We start from the raw sequence: 14,717 nt of genomic DNA on the forward strand, positions 1-14,717 counted from the left end.
ATAGTCGATCAGTTAACAAAACGGCATGGAAAGGCCGACCATAGTGGGTGATAGTCCCGTATGTGAAAACCGATCGGTGGTACTAGGCTGCAGACAAGTAGGGCGGGGCACGAGAAACCCTGTCTGAATATGGGGGGACCATCCTCCAAGGCTAAATACTCATCATCGACCGATAGTGAACCAGTACCGTGAGGGAAAGGCGAAAAGAACCCCGGGAGGGGAGTGAAATAGATCCTGAAACCGTATGCTTACAAAAAGTCGGAGCCCTTAGGGGTGACGGCGTACCTTTTGTATAATGGGTCAGCGACTTACATTCAGTGGCAAGCTTAACCGAATAGGGGAGGCGAAGAGAAATCGAGTCCGAATAGGGCGACTAGTCGCTGGGTGTAGACCCGAAACCAAGTGATCTATCCATGGCCAGGATGAAGGTGCCGTAACAGGTACTGGAGGTCCGAACCCACTAATGTTGCAAAATTAGGGGATGAGCTGTGGATAGGGGTGAAAGGCTAAACAAACTTGGAAATAGCTGGTTCTCTCCGAAAACTATTTAGGTAGTGCCTCAAGTATTACCGTCGGGGGTAGAGCACTGTTTAGGCTAGGGGGTCATGGCGACTTACCAAACCTATGCAAACTCCGAATACCGACGAGTACAGCTTGGGAGACAGAGCACCGGGTGCTAACGTCCGGACTCAAGAGGGAAACAACCCAGACCGCCAGCTAAGGTCCCTAAAATTGGCTAAGTGGGAAACGAAGTGGGAAGGCTAAAACAGTCAGGATGTTGGCTTAGAAGCAGCCATCATTTAAAGAAAGCGTAATAGCTCACTGATCGAGTCGTCCTGCGCGGAAGATGTAACGGGGCTAAGCCAGTTACCGAAGCTGCGGATGCACAGTTTACTGTGCGTGGTAGGAGAGCGTTCTGTAAGCCTGTGAAGGTGTCTGGTAACGGATGCTGGAGGTATCAGAAGTGCGAATGCTGACATGAGTAGCGTTAAAGGGGGTGAAAAGCCCCCTCGCCGTAAGCGCAAGGTTTCCTACGCAACGTTCATCGGCGTAGGGTGAGTCGGCCCCTAAGGCGAGGCAGAGATGCGTAGCTGATGGGAAACAGGTCAATATTCCTGTACCGATCAATAGTGCGATGTGGGGACGGAGAAGGTTAGCTCAGCCAACTGTTGGATATGTTGGTTCAAGCGTGTAGTCGTGCTCTTTAGGCAAATCCGGAGAGCTAAGATGAGGCGTGATAACGAGTCTGCTTGCAGACGAAGTGAGTGATACCCTGCTTCCAGGAAAAGCCACTAAGCTTCAGCTATTGACGACCGTACCGCAAACCGACACTGGTGCGCGAGATGAGTATTCTAAGGCGCTTGAGAGAACTCAGGAGAAGGAACTCGGCAAATTGACACCGTAACTTCGGGAGAAGGTGTACCCCAAGTAAGTGAAGTTGTACAAATGGAGCTCAAAGGGGTTGCAAAAAATTGGTGGCTGCGACTGTTTAATAAAAACACAGCACTCTGCAAACACGAAAGTGGACGTATAGGGTGTGACGCCTGCCCGGTGCTGGAAGATTAAATGATGGGGTGCAAGCTCTTGATTGAAGTCCCAGTAAACGGCGGCCGTAACTATAACGGTCCTAAGGTAGCGAAATTCCTTGTCGGGTAAGTTCCGACCTGCACGAATGGCGTAACGATGGCCACACTGTCTCCTCCTGAGACTCAGCGAAGTTGAAATGTTTGTGATGATGCAATCTCCCCGCGGAAAGACGGAAAGACCCCATGAACCTTTACTGTAGCTTTGTATTGGACTTTGAACGGATCTGTGTAGGATAGGTGGGAGGCTTTGAAGTGCGGTCGCTAGATCGCATGGAGCCGACGTTGAAATACCACCCTGGTGCGTTTGAGGTTCTAACCTGGATCCATTATCTGGATCGGGGACAGTGCATGGTAGGCAGTTTGACTGGGGCGGTCTCCTCCCAAAGCGTAACGGAGGAGTTCGAAGGTACGCTAGTTACGGTCGGACATCGTGACGATAGTGCAATGGCATAAGCGTGCTTAACTGCGAGACTGACAAGTCGAGCAGATGCGAAAGCAGGACATAGTGATCCGGTGGTTCTGTATGGAAGGGCCATCGCTCAACGGATAAAAGGTACTCTGGGGATAACAGGCTGATACCGCCCAAGAGTTCATATCGACGGCGGTGTTTGGCACCTCGATGTCGGCTCATCTCATCCTGGGGCTGTAGTCGGTCCCAAGGGTATGGCTGTTCGCCATTTAAAGAGGTACGTGAGCTGGGTTTAAAACGTCGTGAGACAGTTTGGTCCCTATCTTCCGTGGGCGCTGCAGATTTGAGGAAGCCTGCTCCTAGTACGAGAGGACCGGAGTGGACACACCTCTGGTGTACCTGTTGTCACGCCAGTGGCATCGCAGGGTAGCTAAGTGTGGAAGAGATAACCGCTGAAAGCATCTAAGCGGGAAACTCGTTTCAAGATGAGATCTGCCGGGGCCTTGAGCCCCCTGAAGGGTCGTTGTAGACCACGACGTTGATAGGCTGGGTGTGGAAGCGCAGTAATGCGTTAAGCTAACCAGTACTAATTGCCCGTGCGGCTTGACCCTATAACTTTGGGTAAGCCTGGAAAATGAAAGACAGAACGCAAGTTCTAGTTATGCCGAAAAGGCGCAATCGAAAAGCTGATTGAAGACTCTATGAATTCGTTGGATTGAAGGTGAGCGAGATTAAGAAGTTAATCGAGGCGCTGTCAATCTGACAAAAAGTTTATGCCTGATGACCATAGCAAGTTGGTACCACTCCTTCCCATCCCGAACAGGACAGTGAAACGACTTTGCGCCGATGATAGTGCGGGTTCCCGTGTGAAAGTAGGTCATCGTCAGGCTCTTACGCCAAAACGCCTGGCTCACGCCAGGCGTTTTCTTCTCCCTCCTTGTAATGAGGGGTGAGAAGAAAACGCAAAAACGTTTTAAAAGTACTGTGAAAACAGTGCTACAATAGAAGGCTTCGCTGATCGCAGCAAGCAACGAGATTCGAGATCGGTACTTCCGGTTTTGCACTCGGTTCCTTAAAAAAATACAGCCGATAAGCGTGGGCGTTTGAGGGCAAGCAGCCAGTTCTTCGGAACAAACTCTTCGGAGTTATCAAGCGCTCACAAAAACAGTAATGAGGAAGAATTAATTCTTCTTGATTCCGTCAAGTGAGTGAGCAGTCGAAAGACTTTAAATTCAAGATCGAACTATAGAGTTTGATCCTGGCTCAGATTGAACGCTGGCGGCATGCTTTACACATGCAAGTCGAACGGTAACAGGTCTTCGGATGCTGACGAGTGGCGAACGGGTGAGTAATACATCGGAACGTGCCTAGTAGTGGGGGATAACTACTCGAAAGAGTAGCTAATACCGCATGAGATCTACGGATGAAAGCAGGGGACCTTCGGGCCTTGTGCTACTAGAGCGGCTGATGGCAGATTAGGTAGTTGGTGGGGTAAAGGCTTACCAAGCCTGCGATCTGTAGCTGGTCTGAGAGGACGACCAGCCACACTGGGACTGAGACACGGCCCAGACTCCTACGGGAGGCAGCAGTGGGGAATTTTGGACAATGGGCGAAAGCCTGATCCAGCAATGCCGCGTGCAGGATGAAGGCCCTCGGGTTGTAAACTGCTTTTGTACGGAACGAAAAGCCTGGGGCTAATATCCCCGGGTCATGACGGTACCGTAAGAATAAGCACCGGCTAACTACGTGCCAGCAGCCGCGGTAATACGTAGGGTGCAAGCGTTAATCGGAATTACTGGGCGTAAAGCGTGCGCAGGCGGTTTTGTAAGACAGTGGTGAAATCCCCGGGCTCAACCTGGGAACTGCCATTGTGACTGCAAGGCTAGAGTGCGGCAGAGGGGGATGGAATTCCGCGTGTAGCAGTGAAATGCGTAGATATGCGGAGGAACACCGATGGCGAAGGCAATCCCCTGGGCCTGCACTGACGCTCATGCACGAAAGCGTGGGGAGCAAACAGGATTAGATACCCTGGTAGTCCACGCCCTAAACGATGTCAACTGGTTGTTGGGTCTTAACTGACTCAGTAACGAAGCTAACGCGTGAAGTTGACCGCCTGGGGAGTACGGCCGCAAGGTTGAAACTCAAAGGAATTGACGGGGACCCGCACAAGCGGTGGATGATGTGGTTTAATTCGATGCAACGCGAAAAACCTTACCCACCTTTGACATGGCAGGAACTTACCAGAGATGGTTTGGTGCTCGAAAGAGAACCTGCACACAGGTGCTGCATGGCTGTCGTCAGCTCGTGTCGTGAGATGTTGGGTTAAGTCCCGCAACGAGCGCAACCCTTGCCATTAGTTGCTACATTCAGTTGAGCACTCTAATGGGACTGCCGGTGACAAACCGGAGGAAGGTGGGGATGACGTCAAGTCCTCATGGCCCTTATAGGTGGGGCTACACACGTCATACAATGGCTGGTACAAAGGGTTGCCAACCCGCGAGGGGGAGCTAATCCCATAAAGCCAGTCGTAGTCCGGATCGCAGTCTGCAACTCGACTGCGTGAAGTCGGAATCGCTAGTAATCGTGGATCAGAATGTCACGGTGAATACGTTCCCGGGTCTTGTACACACCGCCCGTCACACCATGGGAGCGGGTCTCGCCAGAAGTAGGTAGCCTAACCGCAAGGAGGGCGCTTACCACGGCGGGGTTCGTGACTGGGGTGAAGTCGTAACAAGGTAGCCGTATCGGAAGGTGCGGCTGGATCACCTCCTTTCTGGAAAAATGCTGCTTCAAATTGAACGTCCACACTTATCGGTTGTTGGAACAAGCCAGGTGGCCTGCTGAAAAAGTGGGCTGCGTGGAATGGGTCTGTAGCTCAGCTGGTTAGAGCACTGTGTTGATAACGCAGGGGTCGTTGGTTCGAGCCCAACTAGACCCACCAAGATTCCAATATCTGGTCAGAGGATCCCGGGGGATTAGCTCAGCTGGGAGAGCACCTGCTTTGCAAGCAGGGGGTCGTCGGTTCGATCCCGTCATCCTCCACCAAAAATGATAGCGCTAATGGTGCTATAATCGAAGGCTTCCCAATACAAAAGCAGTCTTGCAAAGACTGCTTTTGTATTGATCGAAACGTCGATCAATTGGCTGTTCTTTAAAAATTCATAGAGTCGAAATCAGCGTTGCTGGTGGAAAGAGTTGAAAAATACTCACCGTGCCGCCAGCAACATTTTGATTGCGTCAAAACAGATATTTTGCGAATGCAAATTTATCTAGTAATGACGAATATTCTCTAAGCTGCATCGAAAGATGCAGCCAAAGATATTCACATTACGGCATAACGCGTGAGGTGCAAGACCTCACCAGTCTTTGAAACCAGGCTTTGATTCTCGCTAAGAGAGTCCAAAGTTATAGGGTCAAGTGACTAAGAGCATATGGTGGATGCCTTGGCGATGATAGGCGACGAAAGACGTGATAGCCTGCGATAAGCTTCGGGGAGCTGGCAAATAAGCTTTGATCCGGAGATTTCTGAATGGGGGAACCCACCTCGCAAGAGGTATCGTGCACTGAATACATAGGTGCACGAAGCGAACCTGGAGAACTGAAACATCTAAGTACCCAGAGGAAAAGACATCAACCGAGATTCCGATAGTAGTGGCGAGCGAATTCGGAAGAGCCTTGCAGTGATAGTCGATCAGTTAACAAAACGGCATGGAAAGGCCGACCATAGTGGGTGATAGTCCCGTATGTGAAAACCGATCGGTGGTACTAGGCTGCAGACAAGTAGGGCGGGGCACGAGAAACCCTGTCTGAATATGGGGGGACCATCCTCCAAGGCTAAATACTCATCATCGACCGATAGTGAACCAGTACCGTGAGGGAAAGGCGAAAAGAACCCCGGGAGGGGAGTGAAATAGATCCTGAAACCGTATGCTTACAAAAAGTCGGAGCCCTTAGGGGTGACGGCGTACCTTTTGTATAATGGGTCAGCGACTTACATTCAGTGGCAAGCTTAACCGAATAGGGGAGGCGAAGAGAAATCGAGTCCGAATAGGGCGACTAGTCGCTGGGTGTAGACCCGAAACCAAGTGATCTATCCATGGCCAGGATGAAGGTGCCGTAACAGGTACTGGAGGTCCGAACCCACTAATGTTGCAAAATTAGGGGATGAGCTGTGGATAGGGGTGAAAGGCTAAACAAACTTGGAAATAGCTGGTTCTCTCCGAAAACTATTTAGGTAGTGCCTCAAGTATTACCGTCGGGGGTAGAGCACTGTTTAGGCTAGGGGGTCATGGCGACTTACCAAACCTATGCAAACTCCGAATACCGACGAGTACAGCTTGGGAGACAGAGCACCGGGTGCTAACGTCCGGACTCAAGAGGGAAACAACCCAGACCGCCAGCTAAGGTCCCTAAAATTGGCTAAGTGGGAAACGAAGTGGGAAGGCTAAAACAGTCAGGATGTTGGCTTAGAAGCAGCCATCATTTAAAGAAAGCGTAATAGCTCACTGATCGAGTCGTCCTGCGCGGAAGATGTAACGGGGCTAAGCCAGTTACCGAAGCTGCGGATGCACAGTTTACTGTGCGTGGTAGGAGAGCGTTCTGTAAGCCTGTGAAGGTGTCTGGTAACGGATGCTGGAGGTATCAGAAGTGCGAATGCTGACATGAGTAGCGTTAAAGGGGGTGAAAAGCCCCCTCGCCGTAAGCGCAAGGTTTCCTACGCAACGTTCATCGGCGTAGGGTGAGTCGGCCCCTAAGGCGAGGCAGAGATGCGTAGCTGATGGGAAACAGGTCAATATTCCTGTACCGATCAATAGTGCGATGTGGGGACGGAGAAGGTTAGCTCAGCCAACTGTTGGATATGTTGGTTCAAGCGTGTAGTCGTGCTCTTTAGGCAAATCCGGAGAGCTAAGATGAGGCGTGATAACGAGTCTGCTTGCAGACGAAGTGAGTGATACCCTGCTTCCAGGAAAAGCCACTAAGCTTCAGCTATTGACGACCGTACCGCAAACCGACACTGGTGCGCGAGATGAGTATTCTAAGGCGCTTGAGAGAACTCAGGAGAAGGAACTCGGCAAATTGACACCGTAACTTCGGGAGAAGGTGTACCCCAAGTAAGTGAAGTTGTACAAATGGAGCTCAAAGGGGTTGCAAAAAATTGGTGGCTGCGACTGTTTAATAAAAACACAGCACTCTGCAAACACGAAAGTGGACGTATAGGGTGTGACGCCTGCCCGGTGCTGGAAGATTAAATGATGGGGTGCAAGCTCTTGATTGAAGTCCCAGTAAACGGCGGCCGTAACTATAACGGTCCTAAGGTAGCGAAATTCCTTGTCGGGTAAGTTCCGACCTGCACGAATGGCGTAACGATGGCCACACTGTCTCCTCCTGAGACTCAGCGAAGTTGAAATGTTTGTGATGATGCAATCTCCCCGCGGAAAGACGGAAAGACCCCATGAACCTTTACTGTAGCTTTGTATTGGACTTTGAACGGATCTGTGTAGGATAGGTGGGAGGCTTTGAAGTGCGGTCGCTAGATCGCATGGAGCCGACGTTGAAATACCACCCTGGTGCGTTTGAGGTTCTAACCTGGATCCATTATCTGGATCGGGGACAGTGCATGGTAGGCAGTTTGACTGGGGCGGTCTCCTCCCAAAGCGTAACGGAGGAGTTCGAAGGTACGCTAGTTACGGTCGGACATCGTGACGATAGTGCAATGGCATAAGCGTGCTTAACTGCGAGACTGACAAGTCGAGCAGATGCGAAAGCAGGACATAGTGATCCGGTGGTTCTGTATGGAAGGGCCATCGCTCAACGGATAAAAGGTACTCTGGGGATAACAGGCTGATACCGCCCAAGAGTTCATATCGACGGCGGTGTTTGGCACCTCGATGTCGGCTCATCTCATCCTGGGGCTGTAGTCGGTCCCAAGGGTATGGCTGTTCGCCATTTAAAGAGGTACGTGAGCTGGGTTTAAAACGTCGTGAGACAGTTTGGTCCCTATCTTCCGTGGGCGCTGCAGATTTGAGGAAGCCTGCTCCTAGTACGAGAGGACCGGAGTGGACACACCTCTGGTGTACCTGTTGTCACGCCAGTGGCATCGCAGGGTAGCTAAGTGTGGAAGAGATAACCGCTGAAAGCATCTAAGCGGGAAACTCGTTTCAAGATGAGATCTGCCGGGGCCTTGAGCCCCCTGAAGGGTCGTTGTAGACCACGACGTTGATAGGCTGGGTGTGGAAGCGCAGTAATGCGTTAAGCTAACCAGTACTAATTGCCCGTGCGGCTTGACCCTATAACTTTGGGTAAGCCTGGAAAATGAAAGACAGAACGCAAGTTCTAGTTATGCCGAAAAGGCGCAATCGAAAAGCTGATTGAAGACTCTATGAATTCGTTGGATTGAAGGTGAGCGAGATTAAGAAGTTAATCGAGGCGCTGTCAATCTGACAAAAAGTTTATGCCTGATGACCATAGCAAGTTGGTACCACTCCTTCCCATCCCGAACAGGACAGTGAAACGACTTTGCGCCGATGATAGTGCGGGTTCCCGTGTGAAAGTAGGTCATCGTCAGGCTCTTACAGTGAAAACCCCGTAGTCGAAAGATTACGGGGTTTTTTATTGGGCGCTTCGAAACGAGGAGCGCTTGCCGCAGGGTGTCAAAGCATTCCAGCTACAAAAATACCGGAAACCCATAAAAAGAGAGCGCTAGGCGCTCTCTTTTTATTTCTGCATATTCGGTGCGTAGAAGCGCAGGATGCCGTTTTCATCCAGCCGCCGCGTCAGTTGCCGGCTGAACCAGAGATAGTGCAGGTGAGCCAGAGCCTCGCCCATGGCGAAAGTCATCTGGTGAGTGTCCAGTTGGCGTTTGAAGAGAATGGGAAGGATGTCGGCAGCGCTCAGCCCCTGTAGCCTGGAGGCCTGCATGATGTCGTTCAGACGTTCCTGATGATGGTCCAGCAGTTGCTGGACACGGATATGCAAGCCTGTAAAGGGTTTGCCATGCGAGGGCAGAACATAGGTGTTCTGTGGGAGAGCGAAGTAGCGCTTCAGCGATGTGAGAAACAGCTGCAGCGGGTTGGCTTCGGGCTCGGAAGAATGCACGCTGACATTGGCGGAAATACGGGGAAGCACCATGTCGCCGCTGATCAGTGTCTCGAGCTCGGCGCAGTAAAGCGCCATGTGCTCCGGCGCGTGACCATAGCCGGCAATGCATTGCCATGTGCGGCCGTTGATGTCGATCTCGTCGCCATCCATGATGCGGTGATAGATGTCGGGTATGGGGGCCACCAGGGAAGAGTAGTAGCTGCCACGGCCGCGGACATGGAGCAGAAATTCCTCATCTCTTTGTCCGTGCAGGCTGTAGAAGTCCGCACCGGATTCGCCGCCGAAGCCGTCCCTGTCTTTCATGGCGACGCGGGCGACGTTGTAATCGGTGGCGCTGATCCACAAGGGCGCGTTCCATTGCTGGCAGAGCCAGCCGGCCAGGCCGATATGGTCGGGGTGCATATGGGTGACGATGACGCGCAAAACGGGCAGGCCTTCCAGTTCGGCGGCGAAGATCTGCTCCCATTGCTCGCGCGCCTCGGTGCGATTGACGCAGCAGTCGATGACCGTCCAGCCCTCGCGTACCTGGCCATGCAGATCGGTCTGGCGATCACGCAGCAGCCAGAGGTTGATGTGATCGAGGGCAAACGGCAAGGTCATGCGGATCCACTTGACGCCGGGTGCCACTTCCAGAGTCTGGGCCGGACCGGGCAAGGTATCGCCGAGTGGGTAGTGAAGAGCGGATTCTTGGCTTGAGGTCATGGGGCGGTATTTCGTTTAGCATTGACGTTAACGTAAACGTCAGTTTTGTCAAAGCATTTTAGAGATCAAGCCACCTCTGGCAGTCGCCTGTGCGATGCAAGACTTACAACCCCACAGAATCATGTCGACCATTTACACCATCAGTGACCTTGCCAAAGAGTTCGATCTCACGACCCGGGCCATCCGTTTTTATGAGGACATGGGCTTGCTGCAGCCGGAGCGCTCCGGCGCAGGTGGTCGCAATCGCGTGTACTCGTCCCGAGATCGCGCACGTCTGCGCCTGACGCTGCGGGCCAAGCGCCTGGGACTGTCGCTGTCCGAGGCCAAGGAAATCATCGACATGTATGACAGCCCGCGTGATACGGGCGTGCAGCTGCGCAAGTTTCTCGACGTGCTGGCCATCCATCGCAAGCAGCTCGAAGCGCAGATGGCCGATCTGCAGGTGACTCTGGATGAGGTGCGAGAACAGGAAAAAGAGGCTCGCACACTATTGAAAAGGAGCGAGAGCAAAAATGGCGCATAATTGACGTTTACGTAAACGTCAATTGTAGAGCTTTGCTGGAGAGTTGCCATGTCTGTTGCAGGTGTCACCGAGTCTCTGGATTTTGTTCATCGGGTGAAGCAGAGCTTTGCGAAGCAAGGCGCCATGGCCACGATTGGCGCGGAGCTGACCCTGGTGGAGCCAGGCGTTGTGGATATCTGCCTGGACTGGGCTCCCGGCCTGACGCAGCAGCATGGTTTTTTGCACGCCGGCATGGTATCCACCGCACTGGACTCGGCCTGCGGCTACGCGGGCCTGACGCTGATGCCGGCCGATGCGGCCGTGCTCACCATCGAATTCAAGATCAACCTGCTCGCTCCTGCCAAAGGCCAGCGCTTTCGCATGGAAGGTCGGGTCATCAAGCCCGGACGCACCATCACCGTATCCGAAGGCAAGGCATTTGCCATTGACCAGGGAAAAGAGAAACTGATTGCCACAATGGGCTGCACTCTGATGTGTGTGCAGAACCGTGAAGGCATACAACACTGACAAGACGATTCGTCAGACCCATATCTACAGGAGACAACCATGAGCCTTGCCAATCTGCCCGGACTGAACTTCCAGCTCGGTGAAGACATCGATGCGCTGCGTGATGCGGTGCGTGAATTCGCACAGAGCGAGATTGCTCCGCGTGCGGCCGAGATTGATCGCAGCGACCAGTTCCCCATGGATCTGTGGCGCAAGTTCGGCGAGCTGGGCGTGCTCGGCATTACCGTGCCCGAGCAGTACGGCGGCGCCGATATGGGCTATCTGGCGCATATGGTGGCCATGGAGGAAATATCGCGCGCCAGTGCCTCGGTGGGCCTGTCCTATGGCGCGCACAGCAATCTGTGCGTGAATCAGATCAATCGCAACGGCAGCGAGGCGCAGAAGGCCAAATACCTGCCCAAGCTCATCAGCGGCGAGCATGTGGGAGCTCTGGCCATGAGCGAGCCCGGCGCCGGCTCCGACGTGATCAGCATGAAGCTCAAGGCCGAGGACAAGGGCGGCTACTACCTGCTCAACGGCAGCAAGATGTGGATCACCAACGGGCCCGACGCCGACACCCTGGTGGTCTATGCCAAGACCGAGCCGGAGATGGGCGCGCGCGGCGTGACGGCCTTTCTGATCGAAAAGGGCATGAAGGGCTTCTCGATCGCGCAAAAGCTAGACAAGCTGGGCATGCGCGGCAGCCACACGGGCGAGCTGGTGTTCCAGGATGTGGAAGTGCCGGCTGAAAACATTCTTGGCGGCCTGAACATGGGCGCCAAGGTATTGATGAGCGGCCTGGACTATGAGCGCGCCGTCCTGACCGGCGGCCCGCTGGGCATCATGCAGTCCGTCATGGACAATGTCGTCCCCTATATCCACGACCGCAAGCAGTTCGGCCAGAGCATCGGCGAGTTCCAGCTGATCCAGGGCAAGGTGGCGGACATGTACACCGTGCTGCAAGCAGGCCGCTCTTTTGCCTATACGGTCGCTAAAAACCTGGATCTTCTGGGAACCGATCATGTGCGCCAGGTTCGCAAGGACTGCGCCAGCGTGATCTTGTGGTGCGCCGAGAAGGCCACCTGGATGGCCGGCGAGGGCGTGCAAATCTATGGCGGTAATGGGTATATCAACGAGTATCCGCTCGGTCGTCTGTGGCGAGATGCGAAACTCTACGAGATTGGCGCTGGCACCAGCGAAATTCGCCGCATGCTCATAGGCCGCGAGCTGTTTGCTGAAACCTGCTGAAAAAGCAGGAGCTGCGCCGTTCTTTCAACCACAAAAAGAAGGATAGCTTCATGACAACGACCTCCATCGAAGAACTGTTTGTCCACAACCGCCAATGGGCAGACCAGATGGAGCGTGATCGTCCGGGTTTCTTTACCGGACTGATGGCGCAGCAAAAGCCCAAATACATGTGGATCGGCTGCTCGGACAGCCGCGTGCCAGCCAACCAGATCACGGGTCTGGAGCCTGGCGAGGTGTTCGTGCACCGCAACGTGGCCAACGTGGTGGTGCCCAGCGATCTGAACTGCCTGTCCACCATCCAGTACTCGGTCGATCATCTGAAGATCGAGCACCTGATGGTGGTGGGCCACTATGGCTGCGGCGGCGTGTATGCGGCGCTCAATAATCTGCGTCTGGGTCTGGTGGACAACTGGACCCGCCACGTGCGCGACGTGCGCGACAAGCACATCAAGCTGCTGGAAGGCATCTCCACCCAGTTCCGCCACGATGTGCTGTGCGAACTCAACGCCATCGAGCAGGTGGTCAACGTGGCTCAGTCCACCGTGATGCAGGATGCCTGGGCCCGTGGTCAGAAGGTGACTCTGCACGGCTGGTGCTACAGCCTCAACAACGGCCACATCACCAACCTCGAAATGACCGTGCCTGGTGTGGGCGGCCTGGAGGATGTCTACAACAAGGCTGTCGAGAAGGTCGCTGCGCGTAAGCGCGACTGATCGCTGCCGCTGCGCAGTTGCAGTGCCCTCAAGCGGACTCAAGGCCTGTGTCGCTTGTTCCGTTTGAGAGTGCTGCTCACTTATCTGGAGCGACTGGCCCGCCATGTTTCCGCAACGACTGGACGCCCCCGAGGCCTATGCCATTGCGCAGGCCCTGATGCATGGCTACAACCAGCATTACCGCATGTTCAGTGCGGAAGCTGCCCGAGCCAAGCAGCGCTTCGAGACCATGGACTGGCCGGGCCAGCAGCAGGCTCAGCGTGAGCGCATAGAGTTCTACGATCGGCAGGTGCGTGCCTGCATCCAGAGGCTGGAAGAGGAGTTTGCCGCCAGCCTGCAGAGCATGGCTGTCTGGCAGCAGGTCAAGCTTCATTACATCGGCCTGATGGTCGATCATCTGCAGCCGGAGCTGGCCGAGACCTTCTTCAACTCGGTCACCACCAAGATTCTGCACCGCACCCATTTCCAGAACGACTTCATCTTCGTGCGTGCTGCCGTCAGCACCGAATACCTGGAAAACACCGCGCCGGGTGCCGTACCCATCTACCGCGCCTACTACCCCGGCAACCTCGCCCAGATCGAAGGCACGCTGCAGAGCCTGTTCGAGCAGCTGCAGCTGCAATGCCGCTTCGAAGACCTGCAGCGCGACGTGCATCTGCTGGCCGAGCGCATACGCGAGAGGCTGGCGGGCCTGACGCTCAGGGCCAACTTCCAGCTTCAGGTGCTGTCCAGCCTGTTCTATCGCAACAAGGGAGCGTATCTGGTCGGCAAAATCATCACCGGCTATACCGAGCTGCCGCTGGCGATTCCCATACTGCATGGAGAGCAGGAGCAACTGATACTGCATGCGGCCCTGTTCGGCGAGGACGACCTGCATGCGCTGTTCAGCTTTGCGCGCGCCTATTTCATGGTGGACATGGAAGTGCCCAGCGCCTATGTGAGCTTTCTGCGCAGCCTCATGCCGCGCAAGCCCAAGGCGGAAATCTATAACGCCCTGGGTCTGGCCAAGCAGGGCAAGACGCTGTTCTATCGCGACTTCCTGCATCATCTGCGCCATTCCAGCGATCAGCTGCGCATTGCGCCCGGCATCAAAGGCCTGGTCATGCTGGTGTTCGACCTGCCGAGCTTCCCCTATGTGTTCAAGCTCATCAAGGACCGTATTGCCAGCAGCAAGGATGTTTCGCGTCCCCAGGTCAAGGCCAAGTACCAGCTGGTCAAGAAGCATGATCGTGGCGGCCGCATGGCCGACACCATGGAGTACAGCCTGGTGGCCTTTCCCAAGGAGCGCTTCAGCGATGAACTGCTGGCCGAGCTGCACGCCCAGGCTCCCGAGCAGATCGAGATCAGCGACCGCGACGGCGACGGGCAGATGGAAGTCATCATCAGCCACCTCTACATAGAGCGCCGCCTGGTGCCGCTGAACCTGTTCCTGATGGAGTGTCTGGCCGAGGCAGACACCAAGCCGGAGCGCCGCGCTGCCATGGAGAGGGCGATTCTCGAGTACGGCAATGCCATCAAGGATCTGGTCGCCACCAATATCTTTCCCGGCGACATGCTGTGGAAGAACTTCGGCGTCACGCGCGGCGGCAAGGTGGTGTTCTACGACTATGACGAGATCGAATACCTGACCGATTGCAATTTCCGCGAGGTGCCGCAGCCGCGAACCGAGGAAGAGGAGATGTCGGGCGACATCTGGTACTCGGTCGGCCCCAGGGATGTCTTTCCCGAGACCTTCGGGCCTTTTCTGCTGGGCCATCCGGCTGTGCGCGACATCTTCATGCGTCATCACGCCGACCTGCTGGAGGCTGAGTTCTGGCGCGGCCACCAGAGCCGTATCCGTGACGGTCATTTTCTGGACGTGTTTCCCTACGAGCGCAGCCGCTTTCTGCATGCTGGCGACGCAGGCCTGGACACGCAGCGTTTCGAGATTCCCGCCAATAGCCTCGCTTGAA

6 protein-coding genes, 2 tRNA genes and 5 rRNA genes (1 of these 13 running past the window's edge) are annotated in these 14,717 nt (G+C 54.5%); 12 read left to right on the plus strand and 1 reads right to left on the minus strand.

Annotated features, from left to right (window positions below; all coding sequences use genetic code 11):
- From MPZ60_RS02425 to rrf (MPZ60_RS02455), 7 genes are all read left to right on the plus strand, one after another.
- Positions 1-2,606, plus strand: a 23S ribosomal RNA gene (locus tag MPZ60_RS02425); it begins 272 nt to the left of the window's first position.
- Between the two features lie 165 nt (positions 2,607-2,771).
- Positions 2,772-2,884: ribosomal RNA gene (gene rrf / locus MPZ60_RS02430) — 5S ribosomal RNA — on the plus strand.
- 351 nt (positions 2,885-3,235) lie between these two features.
- Positions 3,236-4,768: ribosomal RNA gene (locus MPZ60_RS02435) — 16S ribosomal RNA — on the plus strand.
- A gap of 91 nt (positions 4,769-4,859) precedes the next feature.
- Positions 4,860-4,936, plus strand: a tRNA-Ile gene (locus MPZ60_RS02440).
- A gap of 28 nt (positions 4,937-4,964) precedes the next feature.
- Positions 4,965-5,040 (plus strand) — tRNA-Ala (locus MPZ60_RS02445).
- A gap of 366 nt (positions 5,041-5,406) precedes the next feature.
- Positions 5,407-8,284 (plus strand): 23S ribosomal RNA (locus MPZ60_RS02450).
- 165 nt (positions 8,285-8,449) lie between these two features.
- Positions 8,450-8,562 (plus strand): 5S ribosomal RNA (gene rrf / locus MPZ60_RS02455).
- Together the 16S, 23S and 5S rRNA genes with 2 tRNA genes alongside form the textbook arrangement of a ribosomal RNA operon.
- A 147-nt stretch (positions 8,563-8,709) precedes the next feature.
- On the opposite strand, the gene MPZ60_RS02460 is transcribed toward rrf (MPZ60_RS02455), so the two are convergent.
- Positions 8,710-9,795 carry an MBL fold metallo-hydrolase gene (locus MPZ60_RS02460; RefSeq protein WP_034357064.1) on the minus strand — a complete coding sequence of 362 codons (1,086 nt, stop codon included), beginning with the start codon at positions 9,793-9,795 and terminating at the stop codon, positions 8,710-8,712.
- 121 nt (positions 9,796-9,916) lie between these two features.
- Between MPZ60_RS02460 and MPZ60_RS02465 the strand changes: the two genes are divergently transcribed.
- The 5 genes from MPZ60_RS02465 (at position 9,917) to aceK (ending at position 14,716) form a co-directional block, all read left to right on the plus strand.
- Positions 9,917-10,318, plus strand: coding sequence for a MerR family DNA-binding transcriptional regulator (locus tag MPZ60_RS02465; RefSeq protein ID WP_003061601.1), 402 nt, complete (start codon positions 9,917-9,919; stop codon positions 10,316-10,318).
- Positions 10,319-10,366: 48 nt separating this feature from the next.
- Positions 10,367-10,825: a PaaI family thioesterase gene (locus tag MPZ60_RS02470; RefSeq protein WP_034357067.1), complete on the plus strand. Its 459-nt coding sequence runs from the start codon at positions 10,367-10,369 to the stop codon at positions 10,823-10,825.
- Between the two features lie 39 nt (positions 10,826-10,864).
- On the plus strand, positions 10,865-12,052 hold the full coding sequence (locus MPZ60_RS02475) for an isovaleryl-CoA dehydrogenase (RefSeq protein WP_034357069.1): 1,188 nt from the start codon (positions 10,865-10,867) through the stop codon (positions 12,050-12,052).
- 50 nt (positions 12,053-12,102) lie between these two features.
- On the plus strand, positions 12,103-12,765 hold the full coding sequence (gene can / locus MPZ60_RS02480) for a carbonate dehydratase (RefSeq protein WP_003061612.1): 663 nt from the start codon (positions 12,103-12,105) through the stop codon (positions 12,763-12,765).
- 103 nt (positions 12,766-12,868) lie between these two features.
- On the plus strand, positions 12,869-14,716 hold the full coding sequence (gene aceK, locus MPZ60_RS02485) for a bifunctional isocitrate dehydrogenase kinase/phosphatase (protein ID WP_034357072.1): 1,848 nt from the start codon (positions 12,869-12,871) through the stop codon (positions 14,714-14,716).
- The last annotated feature ends 1 nt before the right edge of the window (position 14,717 follow it).

Origin of the sequence: Comamonas sp. 7D-2 (assembly GCF_022749555.1) — a bacterium.
Lineage (GTDB): Bacteria > Pseudomonadota > Gammaproteobacteria > Burkholderiales > Burkholderiaceae_C > Comamonas > Comamonas thiooxydans.